This is a genomic window from Ramlibacter pallidus (assembly GCF_015070875.1).
Taxonomy (GTDB): domain Bacteria; phylum Pseudomonadota; class Gammaproteobacteria; order Burkholderiales; family Burkholderiaceae_C; genus Ramlibacter; species Ramlibacter pallidus.
The window spans coordinates 78,768-98,884 of the sequence record NZ_JADDIV010000001.1 but is presented as its reverse complement, the minus strand read 5'-3'; the positions used below and the strand labels follow the sequence as shown (position 1 = coordinate 98,884).

Annotated in this window: 21 protein-coding genes; 12 read left to right on the top strand and 9 right to left on the bottom strand. The window is 73.1% G+C overall.

Annotated elements, in window-relative coordinates; translation table 11 throughout:
- The first annotated feature begins 38 nt into the window (after positions 1-38).
- Positions 39-713 (top strand): response regulator, encoded by a 675-nt coding sequence (locus IM787_RS00515; RefSeq protein WP_193674676.1) that lies wholly within the window; start codon positions 39-41, stop codon positions 711-713.
- The gene (locus tag IM787_RS00510; protein ID WP_193674675.1) at positions 710-2,071 is read left to right on the top strand and encodes an ATP-binding protein; all 1,362 of its coding nucleotides are present in this window, start codon (positions 710-712) and stop codon (positions 2,069-2,071) included. Before IM787_RS00515 ends, IM787_RS00510 begins: the two co-directional genes overlap by 4 nt.
- Here IM787_RS00510 and IM787_RS00505 read toward each other — a convergent pair.
- From IM787_RS00505 to IM787_RS00485, 5 genes are read right to left on the bottom strand one after another with little or no spacing between them, the layout of a single operon-like run.
- Entirely contained in the window at positions 2,058-2,720 is a 663-nt protein-coding gene (locus tag IM787_RS00505; protein ID WP_193674674.1) for a tetratricopeptide repeat protein, read from the bottom strand. The two genes, IM787_RS00510 and IM787_RS00505, sit on opposite strands and share 14 nt — an antisense overlap.
- Positions 2,710-3,546 carry an SDR family oxidoreductase gene (locus IM787_RS00500; protein WP_193674673.1) on the bottom strand — a complete coding sequence of 279 codons (837 nt, stop codon included), beginning with the start codon at positions 3,544-3,546 and terminating at the stop codon, positions 2,710-2,712. The genes IM787_RS00505 and IM787_RS00500 overlap by 11 nt, the downstream gene beginning before the upstream one ends.
- Positions 3,543-4,226, bottom strand: a complete 684-nt coding sequence (locus IM787_RS00495) for an iron-containing redox enzyme family protein (RefSeq protein ID WP_193674672.1) — start codon at positions 4,224-4,226, stop codon at positions 3,543-3,545. The genes IM787_RS00500 and IM787_RS00495 overlap by 4 nt, the downstream gene beginning before the upstream one ends.
- Complete coding sequence (locus IM787_RS00490) at positions 4,223-5,698, bottom strand: AMP-binding protein (protein ID WP_193674671.1); 1,476 nt, start codon at positions 5,696-5,698, stop codon at positions 4,223-4,225. Before IM787_RS00490 ends, IM787_RS00495 begins: the two co-directional genes overlap by 4 nt.
- Positions 5,695-6,342 (bottom strand): thermostable hemolysin, encoded by a 648-nt coding sequence (locus IM787_RS00485; RefSeq protein ID WP_227494026.1) that lies wholly within the window; start codon positions 6,340-6,342, stop codon positions 5,695-5,697. Before IM787_RS00485 ends, IM787_RS00490 begins: the two co-directional genes overlap by 4 nt.
- A gap of 181 nt (positions 6,343-6,523) precedes the next feature.
- Between IM787_RS00485 and IM787_RS00480 the strand changes: the two genes are divergently transcribed.
- Positions 6,524-6,958 carry an OsmC family protein gene (locus IM787_RS00480; protein WP_435531132.1) on the top strand — a complete coding sequence of 145 codons (435 nt, stop codon included), beginning with the start codon at positions 6,524-6,526 and terminating at the stop codon, positions 6,956-6,958.
- Here IM787_RS00480 and IM787_RS00475 read toward each other — a convergent pair.
- The gene (locus tag IM787_RS00475) at positions 6,879-8,669 is read right to left on the bottom strand and encodes a SulP family inorganic anion transporter (RefSeq protein WP_193674670.1); all 1,791 of its coding nucleotides are present in this window, start codon (positions 8,667-8,669) and stop codon (positions 6,879-6,881) included. The genes IM787_RS00480 and IM787_RS00475 overlap by 80 nt on opposite strands.
- 2 nt (positions 8,670-8,671) lie before the next feature.
- Positions 8,672-9,547 (bottom strand): MBL fold metallo-hydrolase, encoded by an 876-nt coding sequence (locus tag IM787_RS00470; RefSeq protein ID WP_193674669.1) that lies wholly within the window; start codon positions 9,545-9,547, stop codon positions 8,672-8,674.
- An 81-nt stretch (positions 9,548-9,628) separates the two neighbouring features.
- On the opposite strand from IM787_RS00470, the gene IM787_RS00465 reads away from it, so the two are divergent.
- The 4 genes from IM787_RS00465 to IM787_RS00450 are packed head-to-tail and all read left to right on the top strand — an operon-like array spanning position 9,629 to position 11,500.
- Positions 9,629-9,997, top strand: a complete 369-nt coding sequence (locus IM787_RS00465) for an ArsR/SmtB family transcription factor (RefSeq protein WP_435531131.1) — start codon at positions 9,629-9,631, stop codon at positions 9,995-9,997.
- Positions 9,998-10,001: 4 nt separating this feature from the next.
- Positions 10,002-10,436, top strand: coding sequence for a YeeE/YedE family protein (locus tag IM787_RS00460; protein ID WP_193674668.1), 435 nt, complete (start codon positions 10,002-10,004; stop codon positions 10,434-10,436).
- 12 nt (positions 10,437-10,448) lie between these two features.
- Positions 10,449-10,922 carry a DUF6691 family protein gene (locus IM787_RS00455; RefSeq protein WP_193674667.1) on the top strand — a complete coding sequence of 158 codons (474 nt, stop codon included), beginning with the start codon at positions 10,449-10,451 and terminating at the stop codon, positions 10,920-10,922.
- Positions 10,919-11,500, top strand: coding sequence for a hypothetical protein (locus IM787_RS00450; protein WP_193674666.1), 582 nt, complete (start codon positions 10,919-10,921; stop codon positions 11,498-11,500). The genes IM787_RS00455 and IM787_RS00450 overlap by 4 nt, the downstream gene beginning before the upstream one ends.
- A gap of 41 nt (positions 11,501-11,541) precedes the next feature.
- Here IM787_RS00450 and IM787_RS00445 read toward each other — a convergent pair whose 3' ends face one another.
- The gene (locus tag IM787_RS00445; protein ID WP_193674665.1) at positions 11,542-11,742 is read right to left on the bottom strand and encodes a YgaP family membrane protein; all 201 of its coding nucleotides are present in this window, start codon (positions 11,740-11,742) and stop codon (positions 11,542-11,544) included.
- 140 nt (positions 11,743-11,882) lie between these two features.
- Here IM787_RS00445 and IM787_RS00440 point away from each other — a divergent pair, with 140 nt between their 5' ends.
- The 3 genes from IM787_RS00440 (at position 11,883) to IM787_RS00430 (ending at position 16,164) form a co-directional block, all read left to right on the top strand.
- Positions 11,883-13,181 carry an MgtC/SapB family protein gene (locus IM787_RS00440; RefSeq protein ID WP_227494025.1) on the top strand — a complete coding sequence of 433 codons (1,299 nt, stop codon included), beginning with the start codon at positions 11,883-11,885 and terminating at the stop codon, positions 13,179-13,181.
- A 101-nt stretch (positions 13,182-13,282) separates the two neighbouring features.
- Positions 13,283-14,638: an MBL fold metallo-hydrolase gene (locus IM787_RS00435; protein WP_193674664.1), complete on the top strand. Its 1,356-nt coding sequence runs from the start codon at positions 13,283-13,285 to the stop codon at positions 14,636-14,638.
- Positions 14,635-16,164, top strand: a complete 1,530-nt coding sequence (locus IM787_RS00430) for a thymidine phosphorylase family protein (RefSeq protein ID WP_193674663.1) — start codon at positions 14,635-14,637, stop codon at positions 16,162-16,164. Before IM787_RS00435 ends, IM787_RS00430 begins: the two co-directional genes overlap by 4 nt.
- Before the next feature lie 28 nt (positions 16,165-16,192).
- Here the strand turns inward: IM787_RS00430 and IM787_RS00425 are convergent, their stop codons facing one another.
- Positions 16,193-18,859 (bottom strand): bifunctional acetate--CoA ligase family protein/GNAT family N-acetyltransferase, encoded by a 2,667-nt coding sequence (locus IM787_RS00425; RefSeq protein ID WP_193674662.1) that lies wholly within the window; start codon positions 18,857-18,859, stop codon positions 16,193-16,195.
- A 133-nt stretch (positions 18,860-18,992) separates the two neighbouring features.
- Between IM787_RS00425 and IM787_RS00420 the strand changes: the two genes are divergently transcribed.
- The gene (locus IM787_RS00420) at positions 18,993-19,367 is read left to right on the top strand and encodes a TraR/DksA family transcriptional regulator (RefSeq protein WP_193674661.1); all 375 of its coding nucleotides are present in this window, start codon (positions 18,993-18,995) and stop codon (positions 19,365-19,367) included.
- A gap of 20 nt (positions 19,368-19,387) precedes the next feature.
- Positions 19,388-20,113 (top strand): ABC transporter ATP-binding protein, encoded by a 726-nt coding sequence (locus tag IM787_RS00415; RefSeq protein ID WP_193674660.1) that lies wholly within the window; start codon positions 19,388-19,390, stop codon positions 20,111-20,113.
- Positions 20,114-20,117: the final 4 nt, after the last annotated feature.

Genomic DNA, 20,117 nt, shown 5'->3' with positions numbered 1-20,117 from the left:
CGGAGCCATGCCCTGAACCTCCCGCACCGGACCTTTGCATGCGTGTCCTGATCGTCGAGGACGAGGCGCTCCTGGGCCAGGCCCTGGCCGCGGGCCTGCGCCAGCTGGGCCACGCGGCCGACTGGTTCGTGCGGGGGTCCGAGGCGGATGCCGCGATGCTCGCGGCGCCCTACGACGCCATCGTCCTGGACCTCGGCCTTCCCGGCGGCGACGGCATGGAGTGGCTGCGGCGCTGGCGTGGTCGCGGCGTCAAGCTGCCCGTGCTGATCCTCACGGCGCGGGACGGCGTGGACCAGCGCATCGCCGGGCTCGATGCCGGTGCCGACGACTACCTGCTCAAGCCGATCACCATCGACGAACTGGCGGCCCGCCTGCGTGCCTTGCTGCGCCGCGCGTCGGGACGGGCGCAGCCGGTGTGGCAGCACGGCGCGCTCGAATACGAGCCGGCCGCGAAGCGGGTGCGATGGAAAGGGCAGGCGGTGGAGCTCACCGCGCGCGAACTGGCGCTGCTGGAAGCGTTGCTGCTCGAACCGCAACGCGTGCTGTCCAAGGCCCTGCTGCGCGACAAGCTCTACGACTGGAGCGCCGCCGAACCGGAAGGCAACGCGCTCGAAGTCCACGTCCACCACCTGCGCCGCAAGATCGATCCCGGCATCGTGCGCACGGTGCGCGGCGTCGGCTATGCGCTCGGCGCACCCGAGCCCCTGCCATGAGCCTGCAGCGCCGGTTGATGCTCTACCTGCTGGCGTGCGCGCCGCTCGTGTGGAGCGTGGCCTTGCTCTTCTCCGTCGACCGCGCGCGCTACCAGGTCAACGAGCTGTACGACACGGAGCTGATCCGGCTGGCCCGCCAGGTGCTCGCGACGCAGAGGCCCGCGGCGTCGCCCGAGGCGGCCCTGCCGCAGCTGCCGCCGTTGCCGGCCCCGGGCGCGCCGGACAGCGGCGAGAGCGACGTCCGGGACCTCGCGGTCGCGGTGTGGGACAAGGACGGCCGCCTGCAGGTCGCCGACCGCGAGGGCGGCAGCCTGCCGTATCGCCGCGATGCCGTGGGTTTCGTGGACGAGGCGGTCGGCGGCCGGCCGTGGCGGCTGTATTACCTGCAGGCGCCTTCCGGCGCGCTGGTCGCTTCGGGCCAGGCCGCCTACGAGCGCGACGAGCTGGTGCTGTCCCTGGTGGGCAGCCAGGTCCTCCCCTGGCTGCTGGTGCTGCCGGTGCTGCTGTTCGCGATGGCGTGGGCCGTGCGGCGGGCCCTCGCCCCGATCCACGAGCTCACCGGCGACCTCGGGGCGCGCGACGGCGAGAACCTGACGCCGGTGGCCGATGCGCAGGCGCCGGCCGAACTGCGGCCGCTGCTCGCCGCGATGAACAGCCTGTTCGCGCGCATCGAGAGCCTGCTGGCGCGCGAGCGGCGCTTCACCGCGGAAGCGGCGCACGAACTGCGCACGCCGCTGGCCGTGCTCCGGGCGCAGTGGGACGTGGTCAAGCGGTCCAGGAGCAACGAGGAGCGCGCCCGCGCGCAGCAGCAGATGGATGCCGGGCTCGCGCGGATGGACCGGCTGGTGACGCAGATGCTGGCGCTGTCCCGGGCGGAGAGCACGGCGCCCGTCCACGCGGGGGCCGACGTCGACTGGCCCGCGATCGTCGAACAGGTCATGGGCGATTGCCTGGAGCTGGCGCATCGCCGGGACATCGAGCTGGTGTGCGACTGGCCGTCCTCCGGCCGGCCGGCACTGCCGCTGGTGGGCGACGGCCACTTGCTCACGGTGCTGCTGCGCAACCTGGTGGACAACGCGGCCCGCTACGCGCCGGCCGGTAGCACCGTCGCCCTGCGGATGGGCGAGGACGGCATCGAAGTCGAGAACGCGGGCGGACCGCTGCCGCCCGAACAGCTCGCCGCGCTGGGCCAGCGCTTCCACCGGCCGCCGGGGCAGGTGGAAGCGGGGAGCGGCCTGGGCATCTCCATCGTGCAGCGCATCGCGGCGCTGCACGGGCTGGAGGTGGTGTACGACGCCGGCGCGGGCGGCCACGCGGTGCGTGCCGTCGTCCGGTTCGCGCGTCCTACTTCGACCTGAGCTTCTCGAGCAGCACCCGGGCCTCCTCGCGCCGGCCGGTGTCCGCCACCTGGCGGCCGGGCCGGTCCGGTGCCTGCAGCGCGCGCTCCAGGTACGGGATCGCCTGCTCGGGGTGTTTGGTCCCGGCCAGGTACTCGGCGTAGAAGAAGTTCGGATCGATGCCCCTGGGGTTGATCGCCAGGGCCTGCCGCAGGAGTTCGCCGGCCTTCGCCTTGTCGCCGAACCCGACCGGCCAGCCCGGCACCTTGTCGTAGAGGACGCCCAGGCTGTTGTAGGCGGAGCCTTCCAGGACGTTGCCGTCGATGCGGATCGCCTGCTCGTAGAGCGCCTTCGCCTGCTTCACGAGGCCGAGCGCCCCGAGCCCGCCCTTCTCTCCCGCGTGCGAGCTCACGATGATGCCTTCCCACACCAGCGGTTCGCTGCGGCCGGGAAAAGCTTCGCTCACCCTGCGCGCCTTGGCCGCCAGGGCCTCGAAGCGCTTCTCGCGTTCCGATGCCGGCGTCTGGTAGCGGATCACTTCCCAGTCGCGTTGCAGTTCGGCCACCGCGTCGTCCACGGCCGCCGCGTGTCCCGCCATCGGCAGCGCGCCGGCCAGCGCCAGGAAGAGTGCGCCGGCGGCGCGCAGGAAGGGGGTCCGGTCAATGGGCATTCTTCATCTCCTCTTCGATGGGTTGCAGGTGCGTTGCGGGGCGCGCGGGAAGGCTGCGCCGGTGCGTGGCGAAGGCGCCGTCCAGCGCCACGGGAGCGAGGCCGTTCAAGCGCGCCGCGAATTTCTCCGGGAAGCCGAGGAACCGCTCGGCGGCCTCCGCTTCCAGCAGGGCCATAAGCGCCTGCGCCACGGACTCGGGCGAATCCATGGCCGTGCCGGTGGCGCGGTTGTAGGCTGCCACCTCCGCCCCGTTGAAGGCCGTCCGCGTGCTGCGGGGTCCCAGGTACTGGACGCGGACGGGCGTGTCCGCCAGTTCGCGCCGCAGCGCCTGCGCGAATCCGCGCAGGCCGAACTTGCTGGCGCAATAGACGCTGTAGCCGGGCAGGCCGATCGCGCCGAGCGCGGAGCCCACGCAGATCACCTGCGCCCGCGGCAGGGTGCGCAGGTGCGGCAGCAGCGCCTGCGTCAGGAGCATGGGCGCCAGGAGGTTGGTGTCCAGCACGCGCGCCATCGTGGCCGCATCGCAATCGTCGAGATGCCCGAACTGCGGCAGGCCGGCGGCGTGCACCACCACGTTGCAGGCGTGGTCGCGGGCCGCGGCGGCGAGCGACGGGATCGCGCCCGGGTCCCGCAGGTTGGCTTCTTCCCAGCGGACCTCCGCGCCGGGCACCTGCTGCTGCAGGGCCCGGGCCTGGGCGGCGAGGCGGCCGGGCGAGCGCCCGGCCAGCAGCAGCGCGGCGCCCGTGGCGGCGAGCGCCCGCGCCGTCGCCTGCCCGATGCCGCCGCCGGCGCCCGTGAGCAGCACGCGGGCCTCGGCCGCCTTCATGCCGCCACCTCCGTGCCGGCCGTGCGCGCCTGCGGCAGCGGCAAGCCGCGGAAGACGTCGCCATACAGGCGGAAGAACACCCGCGCCGCATGGACGATGGCGTCCTGGTCGGCCGGATCGGTGACCCGGTCCATCAGCCGCTGGAAGTGCTGCACGTGCTCCTGGTCCAGCGTCCCGTGCGAGCGCAGGTAACTGAAGGCGGCGTCGGGCAGCGCCAGCGGTGCCTGGATGCGGTCCGCCGCCAGCAGGGCGAGCGACACGCTGGTGCCTTCGAGCACGTGGACCATGCCGAAGAAGCCCAGCGGGTTGCGCCGCATGATCGTGTCGTACGCATAGGCCACCATCACTTCCGTGGCCATGCCGGCGCGGCCGTCGCGCACCGCCTCCGCGTCGCCGCCGCAGGCGCGGATGTCGTCGAGGATCCACGCCTCGTGGCCCTGTTCTTCCTCGATGTACTCGTCGAGCGCGGGGCCCAGCCAGCCGCGGCCGGCGGGGATGCGTGCCTGCAGCGCGCGCATCAGCGGCACGGTGTGCCGCACGTGGTGGTACGCCTCGCGCAGGAACGCGAGGTAGCTGGGCAGGGACACCTCGCCCCGCAGGCAGCCCTGGATGATCGGCGTGGACAACAGCGCGGCGCGGTCGGCCGCGGTCTGTTCCAGCAGTCGTGCGTGGAAGTTCATGGAGACTCCGTGGGTTCGTTGCGTGAGAGGTCAGCGTTCGCCAGTGCGGTGGCGTGCGCCTGGAGGATGGCGGCGCGGCGGGGCCGTCCGTTGGCCGTGGCCATGCCGGATGCGGCGGAGAACGGCGCGGCGGCGCGCACCCAGTGCCGCACGCGCGCGTAGTCGGGCAGTCCGGCGTTGGCGGCATCGACCGCCGCCTGCAGCGCCGCGTCGGACGCGTCCGCGCGCGCCGGCCAGAGCACGGCGTGCAGGGCGGGCTGCGCCTCGCCGTACACGACGGCCACGCCGACGGCCGACTGTTCCTGGAGCGCACCTTCCACCCACTCGGGCGAAACGTTGCGGCCGAACGAGGTGATCAGCACGTTCCTGCTGCGGCCCTGCACGTGCAGGAAGCCCTCGTCGTCGATCGTCCCGAGGTCGCCGGTCGGCCACCACTCGGGCACGGCCTGCGCATCGCCGAGGTAGCCGGCGAAGAGGCTGCCCGCCACCTCGATCTCGCCGCCGGCGCCGACGCGCAGGCGCGCGTGCGGCAGTGCACGGCCTGCGCTGCCGGGGCGGTTGGCGCCGGGCAGGTTCAAGGCCTGCACCGAGGCGCCTTCGGACAACCCGTAGCCCTCGTACGCCGGGATGCCGAGCGCACGGGCCGCCGTCACGAGCCGCGCGCCCACCGGCGCCCCGCCCACCGCGACGAACTTCAGCCCGGCGGGCGCGCGCTGCCGGGTCGCCGCGAGATAGCCCGCCCACGCCCGCAGCATCTGGGGCAGCAGGATGATGCTGTCGGGCTGGTGCCGGAGCACGGCGGCGTGGAAGCGCGACGCGTCGAAGCTGGAGGAACCCTCCAGCCCGAGTTGCGCCAGGGGCGCGACCACGCAGGTCGACCCGTTCCTGCGCGAAGCCGCCAGGCCTGCGATGTCTTCGAGCAGCACGGCGAAGGGCAGCACGCACAGGTGGCGCTCGATCCGCAAGGGCGCCATCGCCTGCACCAGGCCGCGCGCAACCCGGTCCATCGCCTCCGCGCGCAGGCACACGCCCCTCGGCGTTCCCGTGGTGCCGGACGTGAAGGTGACCTTGGCGGTGCCCTCGGGCATGGGCACCGTCACGCCTGGCAGTCGAAGCAGGACCACCGGGTCCGCCGCGACTTCATGCCGCGCCTGCGGTGCGCCCGGCCAGCGTGTCGCGGTCTCCGCGTTCACCAGCAAAGCGTCGGCGCCGGTGGCCTGCAGCGCATGCGTGACCTGCTCCGGCGCGAAGAAGGCGGGCAGGGGCACGTGCACGCTGCCGCAGCGCGCCGCGGCAAGGTCCGCGACCACCCAGGCGACGGAGTTGTCCAGCAAGGTGGCGAGCACGCGGACCCGGCCCTGGCGCAGCACCTGCGCGAACTCCGACACGGCCTCGTCGAGTTCGGCCCGCGTCCAGGCACGGTGGCCGTCGTCGAGCGTCGCGGCGGGGGCGGGGGAGCTGACGGCACTCATCGCGGCGACCCTGCGTTGCGGCCGGCCAGGTGGCGCAGGGCCAGTGGCAGGTGGCCCGCGAGCACCAGCGGCGCATGCGCGTAGTAGCTGCCCCAGTCGGCGGCTTCGTCGCCGAGCGCGGCGGGATCGGCCGCGCCGAGGGTCAGCGGCGTGACGCCGATGCGCAGGAAGAGGCTGCGCAGTTCCTGCGTGACGGTGCTGACCACCCACTGGAACCGCTGCCGCGCCAGGTGCGGCCCCAGCGCCATGATCAGGCGGCGGCCTTCCCCGTGCCGCGCGGAGGCCAGGTGCCCCACCTCGACGATGGAGCCGCGGTCCGGGGCCGTGCCGCGGGCGCCGGCCAGCAGCGTCTCGACGGGTGCGCCGAGGTAGCGTTCCAGGAACAGCGGGGATGCACCGGCGCTGCGGTACCCGGCCGCCGCCACGATCCCCGAGGCGTCGCGCAGCGAGACCAGCACCGGCATGAAGCTGCGCACCCGCGCCCCGTGCCGCCGCCGGTACACGTCCCGGATGAAGGCCTCGACGGCGGGCCGGCCGGGGTCGGTGGGCAGGCAGACGCTGAACCGCGGTGCCTCGCGCGTGCCGGCGAGCCCACCGGGCGGCAGCGGCGAGGCCATGGCGATGCAGGGGGATGGCGGTGGCATGCGAGCTCCTTGGAAGAGCCCGCATGGTGCGAGGCGAAGATTGGCGCCGGATTAAGCGCCCGCCCTCCCTGCGGCCGGCGGCGCCGGTTGATCCAGGACAAGCGGATCCGGTGGCGCCAGGCGCATGCTGGGGGAAGGGACTGTCCCTGCAACCGGAGCGGCGATCTCGCCGGAATGCGCCATGGCCCTCATGGAATTCGACGTCACGGCCCGCCGGCGTGACGCGCACGGCAGCGAGGCGCGCTGCAAGCAGGCGGTGATCCCGCTCGACACGGATCCCGCGGGAAACACCGACGCCTTCAATCCGGCGGAGCTGCTGCTGGCGGCGCTGTCGGCCTGCATGATCAAGGGCATCGAGCGGGTCACCCCGATCCTGAAGTTCCGCCTGCGCGGCGTGGAGGTGCGGGTGCACGGCGTCCGGAGGGACGTGCCGCCGCGCCTGGAATCCATCGTCTACGAGATCGTCGTCGACACCGACGAGGAGGACCGGCGGCTGGACCTGCTGCACGACAACGTGCGCAAGTTCGGCACGGTCTTCAATACGGTCGCGCCGGGAACGCAGCTGTCGGGAACGCTGCGCCGGCGGCGCCCGGGGGAGGAGGGGCCGCCTTCGTGAGTTCCGGCGCGAGCGCCGCCACCGCCTCGTACTGCGACAGGAACACCTTGCCGGTCAGGTGGCGCAGGAAGGCCGTCTTGCGCAGCCGGTCCATCACCGGCCCCTTCACTTCCGAGAGGTGCAGTGCGATGCCGCCGGCCTGCAGGCGCTCCATCACCGCCTCGAGGCTCTCCAGCGCGCTCGCATCGATGTCGTTGACCGCGGTGCATTGCAGGACGACGTGGCGCAGCTCCGGGCGTGAGGCCACTTCCCGGTTCACGGCGTCCTCCAGCGCACGCGCATTGGCGAAATAGAGGCTCTCGTCGACGCGCAGGCCCAGCACCCGCGGGCTCACGCGCACGTCGTGCCGCAGCACGTTGCGGAAGTGTTCGGTGCCTGGCACGAGGCCCACCACCGCGATGTGCGGCCGGCTCGTGCGGTACAGGTGCAGGCCGAGCGAGACGGCGATGCCGGCCACGAGGCCCTGCTCGACGCCGGCGAGCAGCGTCGCCGCCATGGTGGCGGTCGCCGCGACGAAGTCCGCGCGCGAGTACGCCCAGGTGTCGCGCAGCATCTTCAGGTCCACCAGCGAAAGCACCGCCACCACGATCGTGGCCGCCAACGTCGCCTGCGGGAGGTGGAACAGGGCCGGCGTCAGGAGCAGGGAAGCCCCCGCGATGCCGGCGGCCGTGAGCACGCCCGCGAACGGGGTGCGGGCGCCCGCGTCGGCATTCACGACGGAGCGGGCGAAGCCGCCGGTCACGGGGAACCCTCCGGTGACCGCGGCCGAGAGGTTGGACGCACCCAGGGCCACCAGTTCCTGGTCGGGCTCGATGCGCTCGCGGCGGCGCGCGGCGAGCGTGTGGCCGACGGACACCGACTCCACGAACCCGACCGCGCTGATCAACAGCGCGGGCGCCAGCAGTTCGCGCCACAGCGCCGGATCGAAACGGGGCCACGTCAGCGGCGACAGGCCCTGCGGGATCTGCCCGACCACCTTCACGCCGGACCGCTGCAGGTCGAACGCCCAGGCGAGGGCGGTGGTCACCACGATCGCGAGCACGGGGCCGGCCTTCGCCAGCATGCCCGCGGCGCGCGGCGCCACGCCCAGGCGCAGGAGCAGCGGCTGCAGGCGCGCGCGCGTCCACAGCAGGAAGGCCACCGCACCGCCGCCCACGGCGAGCGTGGCTGCGTTCGCTTGCGGAAGTTGGCCGGCGATCGAGGCGAGCAGCGCGGGCAGCGTCTCTCCCTCGGCACGGACACCGAGCAGCGTCTTCAGCTGGCTCGCGGTGATCACCAGGGCGGATGCGCTGATGAAGCCGGAGATCACCGGATGGCTCAGGAAGTTGGCGAGGAAGCCCAGGCGCAGCAGGCCGAAGGCGAGCAGCATGCCGCCCGAGAGCAGGGCCAGCGCCATCGCGGCTTCCCAGTACGCCGGGGAACCGGCCGCGGCGTGCGGCGCGATCGCGGCCGCCGTCATGAGCGACACGACAGCCACCGGTCCCACGGCCAGAACCCGGCTGCTGCCGAAGACGGCGTAGACCAGCAGCGGCGCGATGCTGGCGTACAGGCCCACCTCGGGCGGCAGCCCCGCGAGCAGCGCGTACGCGAGGCTCTGGGGGATCAGCATGACGGTGACGATCGCGGCGGCGAGCGCGTCGGCCGCGAGCGTTTCGCGGTCGTAGCCGCGGCCCCAGTCCAGGACCGGCAGCGAGGGCAGGCGGTGGTGCATCGCTACAGCGCGTTGACGGGGATCTTGAGGTACGCGACGCCGTTGCCTTCCTTCGGCGGCAGTTCCCCGGCGCGGATGTTGACCTGCACGGAAGGTAGGATCAGCACCGGCATCTCGAGCGTGGCGTCGCGCCGGGTGCGCATGTCGACGAACTCCGCTTCGGACACGCCGTCGTGCACGTGGATGTTCTTCGCGCGCTGTTCCGCCACCGTCGTCTCGGTCGCCACGGGGCGGGAGTCCGGCGGATAGTCGTGGCACAGGAACAGCCGCGTCTCGCCCGGCAGCGCGAGGATCCGGCGCACCGACGCATACAGCGCGTGGGCGTCGCCGCCGGGGAAGTCGCAGCGGGCCGTGCCCACGTCGGGCATGAACAGGGTGTCGCCCACGAACACCGCGTCGCCGATGCGGTAGGCGACGTCGGCCGGCGTATGCCCGGGCACGTGCATCACCTCGCCGGCGAGTTCGCCGATGCGGAAGGTCTCGCCGTCGCGGAACAGGTGGTCGAACTGCGACCCGTCCTGGCGGAAGCCCGGCTCGAGGTTGAAGACGCCCTGGAAGACCTTCTGCACCGTCGTGATCTGCTCGCCGATGGCGACGCGGCCCCCGAGCTTTGCCTTCAGGTACGGCGCCGCGGTGAGGTGGTCCGCGTGGGCGTGGGTTTCCAGGATCCACTCGACGCGCAGGCGCTGTTCCCCGACGAACGCCGCCAGCCGGTCGGCCGAGGCCGTGCGGGTGCGGCCCGACTTCGGGTCGTAGTCGAGCACCGGGTCGACGATGGCGCAGGCACTGCCGGGGCCGTCGTGGACCACATGGGTCGCGGTCCAGGTCGCGGGGTCGAAGAAGGATTGCACTTGCGGGCGGCGGGACGTGGCGGTCATGGAAGGGCTCCTCGTTTGGCTTGTTTATAATATATTGACAAATATATTGAAAGTCAATAGACTGTCCGCAGATCAACCGACATGAAGACGATGGCAGCCACCGCATTCCCCCTGGAGCACATGCAGGCCGCGGCACGCGATGCGTGCGGCCTGCTCAAGGTCCTCGCCAACCCGGACCGCCTCCTCATCCTCTGCTACCTCTCGCAAGGCGAAGCCAACGTCGGCGAGATCGAGGCGGCCCTCGGCATCGTGCAGCCGACGCTGTCGCAGCAGCTGACGGTGCTGCGGCAGGACGCGCTCGTGACCACGCGCCGCGAAGGCAAGAACATCTACTACTCGCTGGCCAGCCCGCAGGCGCTGGCCGTCATCGAGACGCTTTACCTGCAGTTCTGCTGCGACCGGCCGCCCGCGCGCAAGGCGGCCCGTTCGCGCGCCACACCGAAGGAGTGACCCCATGACCATCGACTGGACCCATTTCACGCCCTGGGCCTCGCTCGCCGGCGGCATGCTGCTCGGCGTCGCGTCGGCGATCTTCATCCTCGTCAACGGGCGCATCCTGGGCATCAGCGGCATCCTGGGCGGCCTGCTCGGGCCGAAGCCGGGGGACACCGGCTGGCGCCTCGCGTTCCTCGCCGGCATGCTGGCGGCGCCGGTCACGTTCGCGCTGCTGGCGCCGGCAGGCTTCCTGCCCGTGCCGCGGATCGACGCGGGCATGGGCGCCATCGTGGCGGCCGGCCTGATGGTGGGCTTCGGCACGCGCTACGGCTCCGGCTGCACCAGCGGACACGGGGTCTGCGGCCTGTCCCGGCTGTCGCCGCGCTCGCTCGTCGCGACGCTCGCCTTCATGGCGACCGGCTTCCTCACCGTCTTCCTGATCCGCCACCTCTGAAGGAGCCATGCCATGCATCGCGCGATCGAATTCCTCGTCGGCCTGCTGTTCGGATGGGGTCTCCTGCTCTCGGGCATGACGGACCCGGGCAAGGTCCAGGGCTTCCTCGACCTGTTCGGCGCCTGGGACCCGTCGCTCGCCCTCGTGATGGGCGGGGCGATCTTCGTCGGCTTCTTCGCGTTCGCGCTGGCGCGCAAGCGCACCACCACCTTCGTCGGCGGTGCGCTGCACCTGCCGACCAGCCGCGACATCGACCAGCCCCTGGTGGTCGGTTCGCTCATCTTCGGGGCCGGCTGGGGGCTCGCCGGCTTCTGCCCCGGCCCCGGCATCGTGTCGATGGCCGCGGGCCAGCCCAAGGCCGCGGTGTTCGTGGTGGCCATGCTGGCGGGGATGCTGGTCCACAAGTTCCTGAGCGCAGGCGGCGCGCCCGGTCGCCGCGCTTCACGCGCCATCGGCATGCCACCGGGCACGGGAGATCCACGATGAACAGGTTCCTCCAACTCGCCGCCGGCGCCGCCGCCGTGCTCGCGCTCGGCGCCGCCGCCGCCATGGGCCCGCACGGAGGCATGATGGGCGGCATGGGCGGCATGGGGGGTGGCCATTCGCACATGCTGTCGCCCGCCATGCTGACGCGCCAGGATGCAGGCTCGGCCGCGGACATGGCGGTGGTGCGCGATCTCTTCGCCAGCCACGCGAAGATCCGGCGCTCCGTCACGCGTTTGCCGGACGGGGTCCGCACCGTGACGGAGTCGAACGACCCCGAGGTGGCGCGGAGCATCCAGGCCCACGTCGCCAGCATGTCCCAGCGCCTGCAGGAGGGCCGGGAGTTCAACGTCTTCAGCGAGACGCTGCCGGTGCTGTTCGCCAACCGCGACAGGATCGTGTCGAAGGTGGAAATGACGGCCACGGGTGCGATCGTCACGCGCACTTCCTCCGACCCCAAGGTCGCCGCCGCGCTCCAGGCCCACGCGGCCGAAGTGAGCGAGCTCGCGCAGGACGGCATGGCCGCCTTCCACCGCGGCATGATGCGCCGCATGGCCCTCGGCGGCGGCATGATGCGCTAGCCGGGAGTGCTCCGCCGCGGCGCGTGCCGCGGCGGAGGGCGCTACCGGGCCGTGCTCGCCGGGCAGGTCCGGATGCCGAGCACCGTGTACAGCGGACAGAAACCCAGCAGGCCGGTGAGTAGCGGCACCAGGCCGACCAGCCCCCAGAGCCCGATCACCTGGGTGGCGACCAGTGCGAGCAGCACCAGCCCGGCGAGGATGCGCAGGGCGCGGTCGACCGTGCCGACGTTTGACTTGAACATGGTGTCCTCCTTGCTTGCAGCGAAGTGAGGTTCCACGATAGTCCGCGCCGCGCGTGCCGACTTGCGTTGCGTCAAGCGGTCCGCGCTCGGCTGGCCTACAGTGCGTCCTTTCCTCCAGGCATCCGACGGCCGGCGCTTCCTTGACTTCCCTCCCCGATCCCTCCAGCTGGCCCGGCGCGATGCAGGTGGCGGCGCGGCTGGCCGCCGCCCTGGCGATCGGGCTCCTGATCGGGCTCGAGCGCGGCTGGCAGGAACGCGACCAGCCCGAGGGTGGACGCGTGGCCGGCTTGCGTACCTTCGCGCTGATCGGCCTGCTGGGCGGGGTCCTGGCCCTGGCCGACGGATCCCCCGTGGCGCTCTCCGCCGGCCTGGTCGGCCTCGCCGTGCTGTTCGCCGTGTCCTTCGGCCGCGCCGCGTCGGCGCTGGGCAGCGTGAGCATCACGACCGCGGTCGCCGCGCTGGTCACCTTCGGCCTCGGCGCGCTGGCGGCACGCGGGAACGTGCTGCTGGCGGCCGGCGCGGCCGCCGTCGTCGCCTTGCTCCTGGGCCTCAAGCGGGAACTGCACGGCGGCATCCGGCGCATCGCGCCGGCGGAACTCAACGCGGTGCTGCAGCTCGCGGTGCTCACCGCGGCCGTGCTCCCGCTGCTGCCCGACGCCGGCTACGGACCTTACGCGGCGTGGAACCCGTTCCGGCTCTGGATCGCCGTGCTCCTGGTGGCGTCCCTGTCGCTGGCGGGCCACGTCGCCGCCCGCTGGCGCGGGGACCAGCAGGGTCTGCTCTGGACCGGCGTGCTGGGCGGGCTCGTGTCGTCGACCGCCGCGACGCTGTCGCTGGCACGCTCCGTGGCGCAGGATGCATCGGCCACGGGCGCGGCGGCCGCCGGTGCGGTCGCCGCGAGCGGCGTCATGTTCCTGCGCATGGCGGTGGTCACGGCGATCCTGCAGCCGCGGCTGGCGGTGGCCATCGGCGGGCTGCTGGTGTGGCTGGCCGCCGCTTCCTTCGCCGTCGCGGCCTGGCGGTGGCGCCGCTCGCCGCCGCGAACGGGCCAGCAGCGGTCCGACCGGCCGCGGCTGCGGGTGTTCGACCTGCAGGCGGCCCTCGGCTTCGCGCTCCTGCTCGCCGCGATCGCCGTGGCGGTGCGCTTCGCCCGCGAACACCTGGGCGCCGCCGGTCTCTATGGCGCCGCCTTCCTCTCGGGCCTCGCCGACGTCGACGCGATCCTCATCTCCACCCTGCAACTGCAGGCGCAAGGGGAGCTCACGGTGGCGGTCGCCGCCACCGCCATCGCGCTGGCCGTGCTGGCCAACATGGCGAGCAAGGCGGCGCTCGCCGGGTTCGTCGGTGGCCGTGGCTTCGGCGGGCAGGTCCTCGGCGGCTTCCTCGTGGTCGGCGCAGCCGGCATCGCGGGCGTGGCCGCGGCCCGTCTCGCGGGCTGAAGCCGCGCCCGCGTGGGCTTGATGCAGGTCAAGCGCGGCACGCCCGCGGGCCCTAAGGTCACGGCATGCCGCGATCGGCGGCGGCGAGACCGGAATACCGAATGCGACTGACCTTCATGGGTGCCGCCGGCACCGTCACCGGATCCAAGTACCTCCTCGAGCACGGCGGCCGCCGCGTGCTGGTGGACTGCGGCCTGTTCCAGGGGCTGAAGCAGCTGCGCCTGCGCAACTGGGATCGGTTCCCGCTGGATCCCGCCACGGTGGACGCGGTGGTGCTGACCCATGCGCACATCGACCACAGCGGCTATCTCCCCGCGCTGGCGCGGCAGGGCTTCCACGGACCGGCGTTCGCCACGGAAGCGACGCGCGACCTGTGCGGGCTGCTGCTCCCCGATGCAGGCCACCTGCAGGAGGAAGACGCCTTCTATGCCAACCGGCATGCGTTCTCGAAGCACAAGCCGGCCCTGCCGCTGTACACGGAGCAGGACGGGCGGCGCGCGCTGAAGCTGTTCAAGTCGCGCCCGTACCGGCAGGCGTTCGAGCCCATCCCGGGCGTCCAGATGCACTTCCACCCCGCGGGCCACATCCTCGGTGCGGCCAGCGTGGAAGTCGCCTGGGACGGCGGCACCGCGCTCTTCTCGGGCGACCTCGGGCGCGACCACGACCTCCTGATGCGGCCGCCGGAGCCGCCGCCGGCGGTCGACCACGTCGTCATGGAGTCCACCTACGGCGACCGCCTGCACGCGCAGGAGGACCCGGCCACGTTGCTGGCCGAGACCGTGGACCGCACGGCGGCCCGCGGCGGCATCGTCATCGTGCCGGCGTTCGCGGTGGGGCGGGCGCAGGCCCTGATGTACCTGATCGCGGAGCTCAAGCGCGCCGGCCGCATCCCCGACCTGCCGGTGTTCCTGAACAGCCCGATGGCGGCGGACGCGACGGCCATCTACCACCGCCACCGCGCGGAGCACCGGCTCGACGCCGAGCAGTGCCACCGCATGTGCCATGCGGCCCGGATCGTCAACACCGTGGAGGAGTCGCGCAAGCTCAACGACCTGCGCTACCCGGCCATCATCATCTCCGCCAGCGGCATGGCCACCGGCGGCCGCGTGGTGCACCACCTGAAGGCGTTCGCGCCGGACCATCGCAACACCATCCTGCTCGCCGGCTACCAGGCCGCGGGCACCCGCGGCGCGGCCCTGGTGGCCGGCGCGCGCGAGATCAAGATCCACGGCGAGTACATCCCGGTGCGCGCGGAGGTGGTGAACCTCGGCTCGCTCTCCGCTCACGCGGACCGGCGCGAGCTGCTGGCCTGGCTGGGCCGCCTGCCGCGCCCGCCGAAGCGCGTGTTCTTGACCCACGGCGAACCGGTGGCCGCCGACAGCCTGCGCCTGGGCGTGCAGGAGGCGCACGGGTGGGACTGCACGGTGGCCGAACACATGCAGGCCGTCGAACTGTGACGCCGCGGCCCTCGCAGCCCCGGGGCGCCGCCAGCCTCGTCGCCCGCCGCGCCGGCATCGACACCTACCAGGCGCCCGTTGTCTACATGCGTGCGGACTGCCCCGTCTGCCGCGCCGAAGGCTTCCAGTCGCAGGCGCGGGTGGAGCTCTCCCTGGGCGACAGGACGCTGATCGCCACCGTGCACCACGTGCTCGCCGACTGGCTGCGCCACGGGGAAGCGGGCCTGTCCGAGGCGGCGTGGCGCATGCTGCACCCGGCTGAAGGCGAGAGCCTCTCCGTGCGGCATCCGCCGGTGCTCGATTCGCAGCGCCACATCCGCGCGAAGGTCTACGGCGTGCCGCTGGCATACCCGCAGCTGCTCGCGATCATGCGCGACGTCGCCGGCAACCGCCTGTCCGACCTGCACCTGGCCTCGTTCGTGACCGCCTGCGCGGGCGACCGCATGTCCGCCGCCGAGACGGTGGCGCTCACGCGCGCGATGATCGACGTGGGCGAGCGCCTGCGATGGCCGTCGCACCCTGTGGTGGACAAGCATTGCGTGGGCGGGTTGCCGGGCAACCGCACCACGCCGCTCGTGGTGGCCATCGCCACCGCCTGCGGCGCCACCATGCCCAAGACCTCGTCGCGGGCCATCACCTCGCCGGCGGGAACGGCGGACGCGATGGAGACCCTGGCGCCGGTGGACCTCGCCCTGCCGGCCATGCGGCGCGTGGTCGAACGCGAAGGCGGCTGCGTGGTCTGGGGCGGCGCGGTGCAGCTCAGCCCGGCGGACGACGTGCTGATCCGGGTGGAGCGGCCCCTCGAGTTGGACGGCACCGCGCAGATGGTCGCTTCCGTGCTCTCGAAGAAGGCGTCGGCCGGCTCCGAACGCGTCCTGATCGACATTCCCGTCGGGCCCACGGCGAAAGTGCGCAGCCGTGCAGCCGCCGACGCGCTGACGGCGGCGCTGGTCGAAGTCGGGACGGCTGTCGGCCTGCAACTGCGCGTGGTGCAGACCGATGGGGCCGAACCGGTCGGCCGCGGCATCGGCCCGGCGCTCGAGGCCTGGGACGTGCTTGCGGTGTTGCAGCGCCTGCCGGCCGCGCCGGCCGACCTGCGGGCGCGCGCCTTGCTGCTTGCCGGCCACGTGCTGGAGATCGCGGGCCTGGCCGCGGACGGGCAGGGCAGCGCCATGGCGCGCGACGCGCTGGACAGCGGCCGCGCCTGGGTCAAGTTCCAGGCGATCTGCCGCGCACAGGGCGGCATGCGCGAGCCGCCGCGGGCGCTGTACACGGCCGATTGCGTGGCCCGGGCCGCCGGCGTCGTCACCGGCGTGGACAACCGCCGCATCGCGATGGCGGCCAAGCTGGCGGGGGCGCCCGCGGCGCGCGCCGCCGGCGTGACGATGGAAGTGAAGCTCGGCCAGCGGGTCGAACGCGGGCAGCCGCTGTTCCGGCTGCATGCGCAGAGCGCCGGCGAGCTGGCGTATGCCGAGGCCTACGTGGCGGGGCAGCAGGACCTGGTGACGATCGGCCCGGGGCCCTGAGCCTCTTCGCGCGGCCCGCGCCCGGTCTTCAGCCAGGGCCGGCGAGCTTCCTGCGCAGGGCCACGGTGCCGTCGGCGTTCGGCGCGACCACCAAGCCCTGCGAGCGCGCCAGCGCCAGCATGCCGGCGTTCTCTTCCAGGCATTCGCCCACCATCTCGCCCGTGCCGCGCGCGCGCAGGTAGTCCGTCATCTTCTGCAGGAGCCGCCGGCCCAGCCCGCGGTGCTGCCATGGCGCGGCGACGTGGATCGCGAACTCCGCCTGCAGGTTGTCCGGGTCGCAGATCGCGCGCACTTCGCCCACCATGCGCTCGCCGTCGAGGGCGATGAAGGCCATCTCGCGGTCGTAGTCGATCTGGCAGAAGCGCGCGAGCTCGGACCGCGGCACCTCGCGGCGCGTGTGGAAGAAGCGCAGGCGCAGGTCCTGCGCCGGCGCGCTGGCGTAGAACGCCGCCAGCCGCGCGCCGTCCTCCGGCCGGATCGGGCGCAGGGCCAGGCTGCCGCCGCCGCTGGCAAAGGACTCCTCCAGGGCGGCGGGATAGGGCCGCAGCGCGAGGTGCGCGTCGCCGGCCACGGCGGTACCGCGGACGCGCACGCGCGCATCCAGCGCCAGCACGCCGTCGGCGTCCGCGAGCAACGGGTTGATGTCGAGTTCGGCGACCATGGGCAGCTCGCAGGCGATCTGCGACACGCGCAGGATCGTGTCGAGCAGCGCGGCCTGGTGCACGCCCGCGGTCCCGCGGTGCGCAGCCAGTTCCGCGGCCACGCGCGTGCGGGCCACGAGGTCGCGGGCGAGGGCGGCATTCAGCGGCGGCAGGTCCAGCGCGCGGTCCTTCCGGATCTCGACGGCGGTCCCGCCGGCGCCGAACAGCACGGTGGGGCCGAACACCGGGTCGGTGGCGATGCCGACGATCAGCTCGCGCGCGCGCGGGCGCCGCACCATGCGCTGCACGGTGTAGCCGCTGACATGCGCCTGCGGGCTGCGGGCGGCGACGCGCAGCCGCATCTCCACGGCGGCCTTGCGCACCTCCTCCACCGACGCGAGGCCCAGCGCGACGCCGCCGACGTCGGACTTGTGCTGGATCTGGCGCGACACGACCTTCAATGCGACGGGGAAGCCCATGTCGCGCGCCACGTCGGCCGCTTCTTCCGCGTCACGCACGCGGCGCGTCGGCACGACGGGCACGCCGTAGGCGGCGAGCAGCGCCATGGCCTCTTCGTCGGTGAGCCAGTCCCTTTGCTCGCGCAGCGCGTCGGCGAGGATTTCCTCGGCGGCGCGGCGGTCCACGGCCAGGCCTTCGGGCCGGGCTTCCGGCAACTCGAGCAAGGCCTGCTGGTTGCGGTGGTACTGCGCCACTTGCTGCCAGGCGGCCACGGCGTGCTCCGGCGTCGCATAGCACGACAGGCCCGCCGCCGTGAAGGCCTGCCGCGCCCCCTGCACCGAGCGGCCGCCCAGCCAGGAGGCGAGGACCGGCTTGGCCGCCCCCTGCGCGAGCGGCAGGCAGGCCGCGGCGATCTCCGCGGCCGGGACGATCGCGGTGGGCGCGTGCATGAACAGCACGCCATCGGCTTCGGGCGCGGCCAGGAGGATGCGCAAGGCGTCCCGATAACGCTCCACCGGCGCGTCGCCGATGATGTCGACGGGATTGGCGCGCGACCAGTTCGGAGGCAGCACCGCGTCGAGCGAGGCGAGGGTGGCGGGGGCAAGTTCGGCGAGCGTGCCGCCGGCCAGCGCCAGCGCGTCGGCCGCGAGCACGCCCGCGCCGCCGCCGTTGGTGAGGATCGCCAGGCGTTCGCCGCGCCACGGGCGCGGACGGGCCAGCGTCTCCGCCGCATCGAACAGCGCCTCGAGCGTGTCGACCCGCACCATGCCCGAGCGGCGCACGGCGGCATCGAACACGGCGTCGGAGCCGGCCAGCGCGCCGGTGTGCGAGGCGGCGGCACGCGCTCCCGCCTCGGCGCGCCCGGCCTTGACCAGCACCACCGGCTTGTTCCGGGCCGCGGCGCGCGCGGCCGACATGAACTTGCGCGCGTGCTTCACCGATTCGACGTACATCAGGATGCCGCGCGTCTGCGCGTCCCCCGCCAGGTAGTCCAGCAGGTCGCCGAAATCGACGTCGGCGCTGTCTCCCAGCGAGATGAAGTGCGAGAAGCCGATCCCTTGGGTGGAGGCCCAGTCCAGCATGGCGGTCGCCAGCGCGCCGGACTGCGTGACGAACGCCAACTGGCCGGGCGTGGCATTGCCGGGTGCGAAGCTGGCGTTCAGGCCGATGCCGGGCACCAGCGCGCCGATGCAGTTCGGCCCGAGGATGCGCAGCAGCCAGGGACGCGCCGCGTCCAGCATGGCCTGCTCGATCGTGCCCGTGCCGTCCGGCATCGGGTCCTTCAGGCCGGCGGAGATGACGATCGCCGCGCGCGTGCCCTTGCGCCCGAGTTCGTCGACGAGCCGGGGGATCGTGGCCGGGGGCGTGCAGAGGATCGCCAGGTCCGGCACGCCCGGGATGGAGGCGACGTCCGCGCAGACCGGCATGCCGTCGACCTCGCCGGCGCGGCGGTTCACCGCCCAGACCGGCCCCGCGAACCCGCCGCCGCGCAGGTTGCGCAGCACGATGGCGCCGAGGTTGTCGGCCCGGGTGGACACGCCGACCACCGCGATGGAGCGGGGCGAAAAGAGGGCATCGAGATTGCGGACGCTCATGGATCCAGCCTTCGCGCCGGCAGGTGCGGCGCCTGTCAGCAGGTTAGGGGCGCGCCCGCGCGCCGCAGTTGCGCGAGATCAAGCCGCGGCGCCCGCGGCCGCCCAGAATCGATGGCATCACGAAAGGCCCACGATGACCACTGCGTCCCCATCCACCGCCACCGCGGAGCAGCTGCTGCGCCGCCGCCAGGCCGAGCTGCGTGCGACCCTGCAGGAGGCCGCCGGCACCGCGCTGCACGCCGCCGACGAGCCGGCCGCACCGTCCGACTTCAAGGAGGTCGCCGACGACGAGGCGCAGGACACCGTCAGCGACGCTACCACCGCGCATGCCCTGCGCGAGCTGGCGGAAGTCGACGCGGCGCTGCTGCGCATCCGCGAGGGCAGCTACGGCGTGTGCGCGGAGTGCGGCGACGCGATCGCTCCCGCGCGCCTGCAAGCCGTGCCGGCGGCCGCGCTGTGCACCGCCTGCCAGGGCGAGTCGGAGCGGCGCGCGGCGCACGCGTCCTGAACGTGCCGGCGCCTGGAAGAATGCACCCGTCCCCAGGAACCGGCGAACCGGTCCTGCGGGGCCGCAAGCTTTGCAAGAGCTACGGCAGCGGCGACGCCACGGTGCACGCGCTGCGCGACGTCGACCTGGACGTCGCTTCCGGCGAATTCGTCGTGCTGCTCGGCGCCTCGGGCAGCGGCAAGTCCACGCTGCTCAACATCCTGGGCGGGCTCGACATCCCCACGTCGGGCGAGCTGCTGTTCCAGGGCCGTCCCCTCACGGGCGCGACCGACGACGCCCTCACGACGTACCGGCGCGAACACGTCGGCTTCGTGTTCCAGTTCTACAACCTCATCCCGAGCCTGACGGTGTCCGAGAACGTGGCGCTCGTGACCGACATCGCGCGCGACCCGATGCCGGTGGATGAAGCCGTCGACCTGGTGGGCCTCGGCCCGCGGCGTCACCACTTCCCATCGCAGCTCTCCGGCGGCGAGCAGCAGCGGGTGGCGATCGCGCGGGCGATCGCCAAGCGGCCGCAGCTGCTGCTGTGCGACGAACCCACCGGCGCGCTGGACTACGCGACCGGCAAGCTGGTGCTGGAGGTGATCGCGCGCATCAACCTGGAGCTGGGAACGACCGCCCTGGTGATCACGCACAACGCGGCCATCTCCGGCATGGCGGACCGCGTCGTCCGGCTCTCCGACGGCCGCATCGCCAGCATCGACAGGCCGGAACGCCGCCTGACGCCGGCCGAACTGGCCTGGTGACCGC

Bases quoted from the DNA above. Each gene is read 5' to 3' on its own strand.
- IM787_RS00480 (WP_435531132.1), top strand. From the start codon at position 6,524: ATGGCCCTCATGGAATTCGACGTCACGGCCCGCCGGCGTGACGCGCAC.
- IM787_RS00470 (WP_193674669.1), bottom strand. From the start codon at position 9,547: ATGACCGCCACGTCCCGCCGCCCGCAAGTGCAATCCTTCTTCGACCCC.
- IM787_RS00490 (WP_193674671.1), bottom strand. From the start codon at position 5,698: ATGAGTGCCGTCAGCTCCCCCGCCCCCGCCGCGACGCTCGACGACGGC.
- IM787_RS00495 (WP_193674672.1), bottom strand. From the start codon at position 4,226: ATGAACTTCCACGCACGACTGCTGGAACAGACCGCGGCCGACCGCGCC.
- IM787_RS00450 (WP_193674666.1), top strand. From the start codon at position 10,919: ATGAACAGGTTCCTCCAACTCGCCGCCGGCGCCGCCGCCGTGCTCGCG.
- IM787_RS00455 (WP_193674667.1), top strand. From the start codon at position 10,449: ATGCATCGCGCGATCGAATTCCTCGTCGGCCTGCTGTTCGGATGGGGT.
- IM787_RS00465 (WP_435531131.1), top strand. From the start codon at position 9,629: ATGAAGACGATGGCAGCCACCGCATTCCCCCTGGAGCACATGCAGGCC.
- IM787_RS00435 (WP_193674664.1), top strand. From the start codon at position 13,283: ATGCGACTGACCTTCATGGGTGCCGCCGGCACCGTCACCGGATCCAAG.
- IM787_RS00420 (WP_193674661.1), top strand. From the start codon at position 18,993: ATGACCACTGCGTCCCCATCCACCGCCACCGCGGAGCAGCTGCTGCGC.
- IM787_RS00500 (WP_193674673.1), bottom strand. From the start codon at position 3,546: ATGAAGGCGGCCGAGGCCCGCGTGCTGCTCACGGGCGCCGGCGGCGGC.
- IM787_RS00510 (WP_193674675.1), top strand. From the start codon at position 710: ATGAGCCTGCAGCGCCGGTTGATGCTCTACCTGCTGGCGTGCGCGCCG.
- IM787_RS00460 (WP_193674668.1), top strand. From the start codon at position 10,002: ATGACCATCGACTGGACCCATTTCACGCCCTGGGCCTCGCTCGCCGGC.
- IM787_RS00415 (WP_193674660.1), top strand. From the start codon at position 19,388: ATGCACCCGTCCCCAGGAACCGGCGAACCGGTCCTGCGGGGCCGCAAG.
- IM787_RS00475 (WP_193674670.1), bottom strand. From the start codon at position 8,669: ATGCACCACCGCCTGCCCTCGCTGCCGGTCCTGGACTGGGGCCGCGGC.
- IM787_RS00505 (WP_193674674.1), bottom strand. From the start codon at position 2,720: ATGCCCATTGACCGGACCCCCTTCCTGCGCGCCGCCGGCGCACTCTTC.
- IM787_RS00425 (WP_193674662.1), bottom strand. From the start codon at position 18,859: ATGAGCGTCCGCAATCTCGATGCCCTCTTTTCGCCCCGCTCCATCGCG.
- IM787_RS00515 (WP_193674676.1), top strand. From the start codon at position 39: ATGCGTGTCCTGATCGTCGAGGACGAGGCGCTCCTGGGCCAGGCCCTG.
- IM787_RS00445 (WP_193674665.1), bottom strand. From the start codon at position 11,742: ATGTTCAAGTCAAACGTCGGCACGGTCGACCGCGCCCTGCGCATCCTC.
- IM787_RS00485 (WP_227494026.1), bottom strand. From the start codon at position 6,342: ATGCCACCGCCATCCCCCTGCATCGCCATGGCCTCGCCGCTGCCGCCC.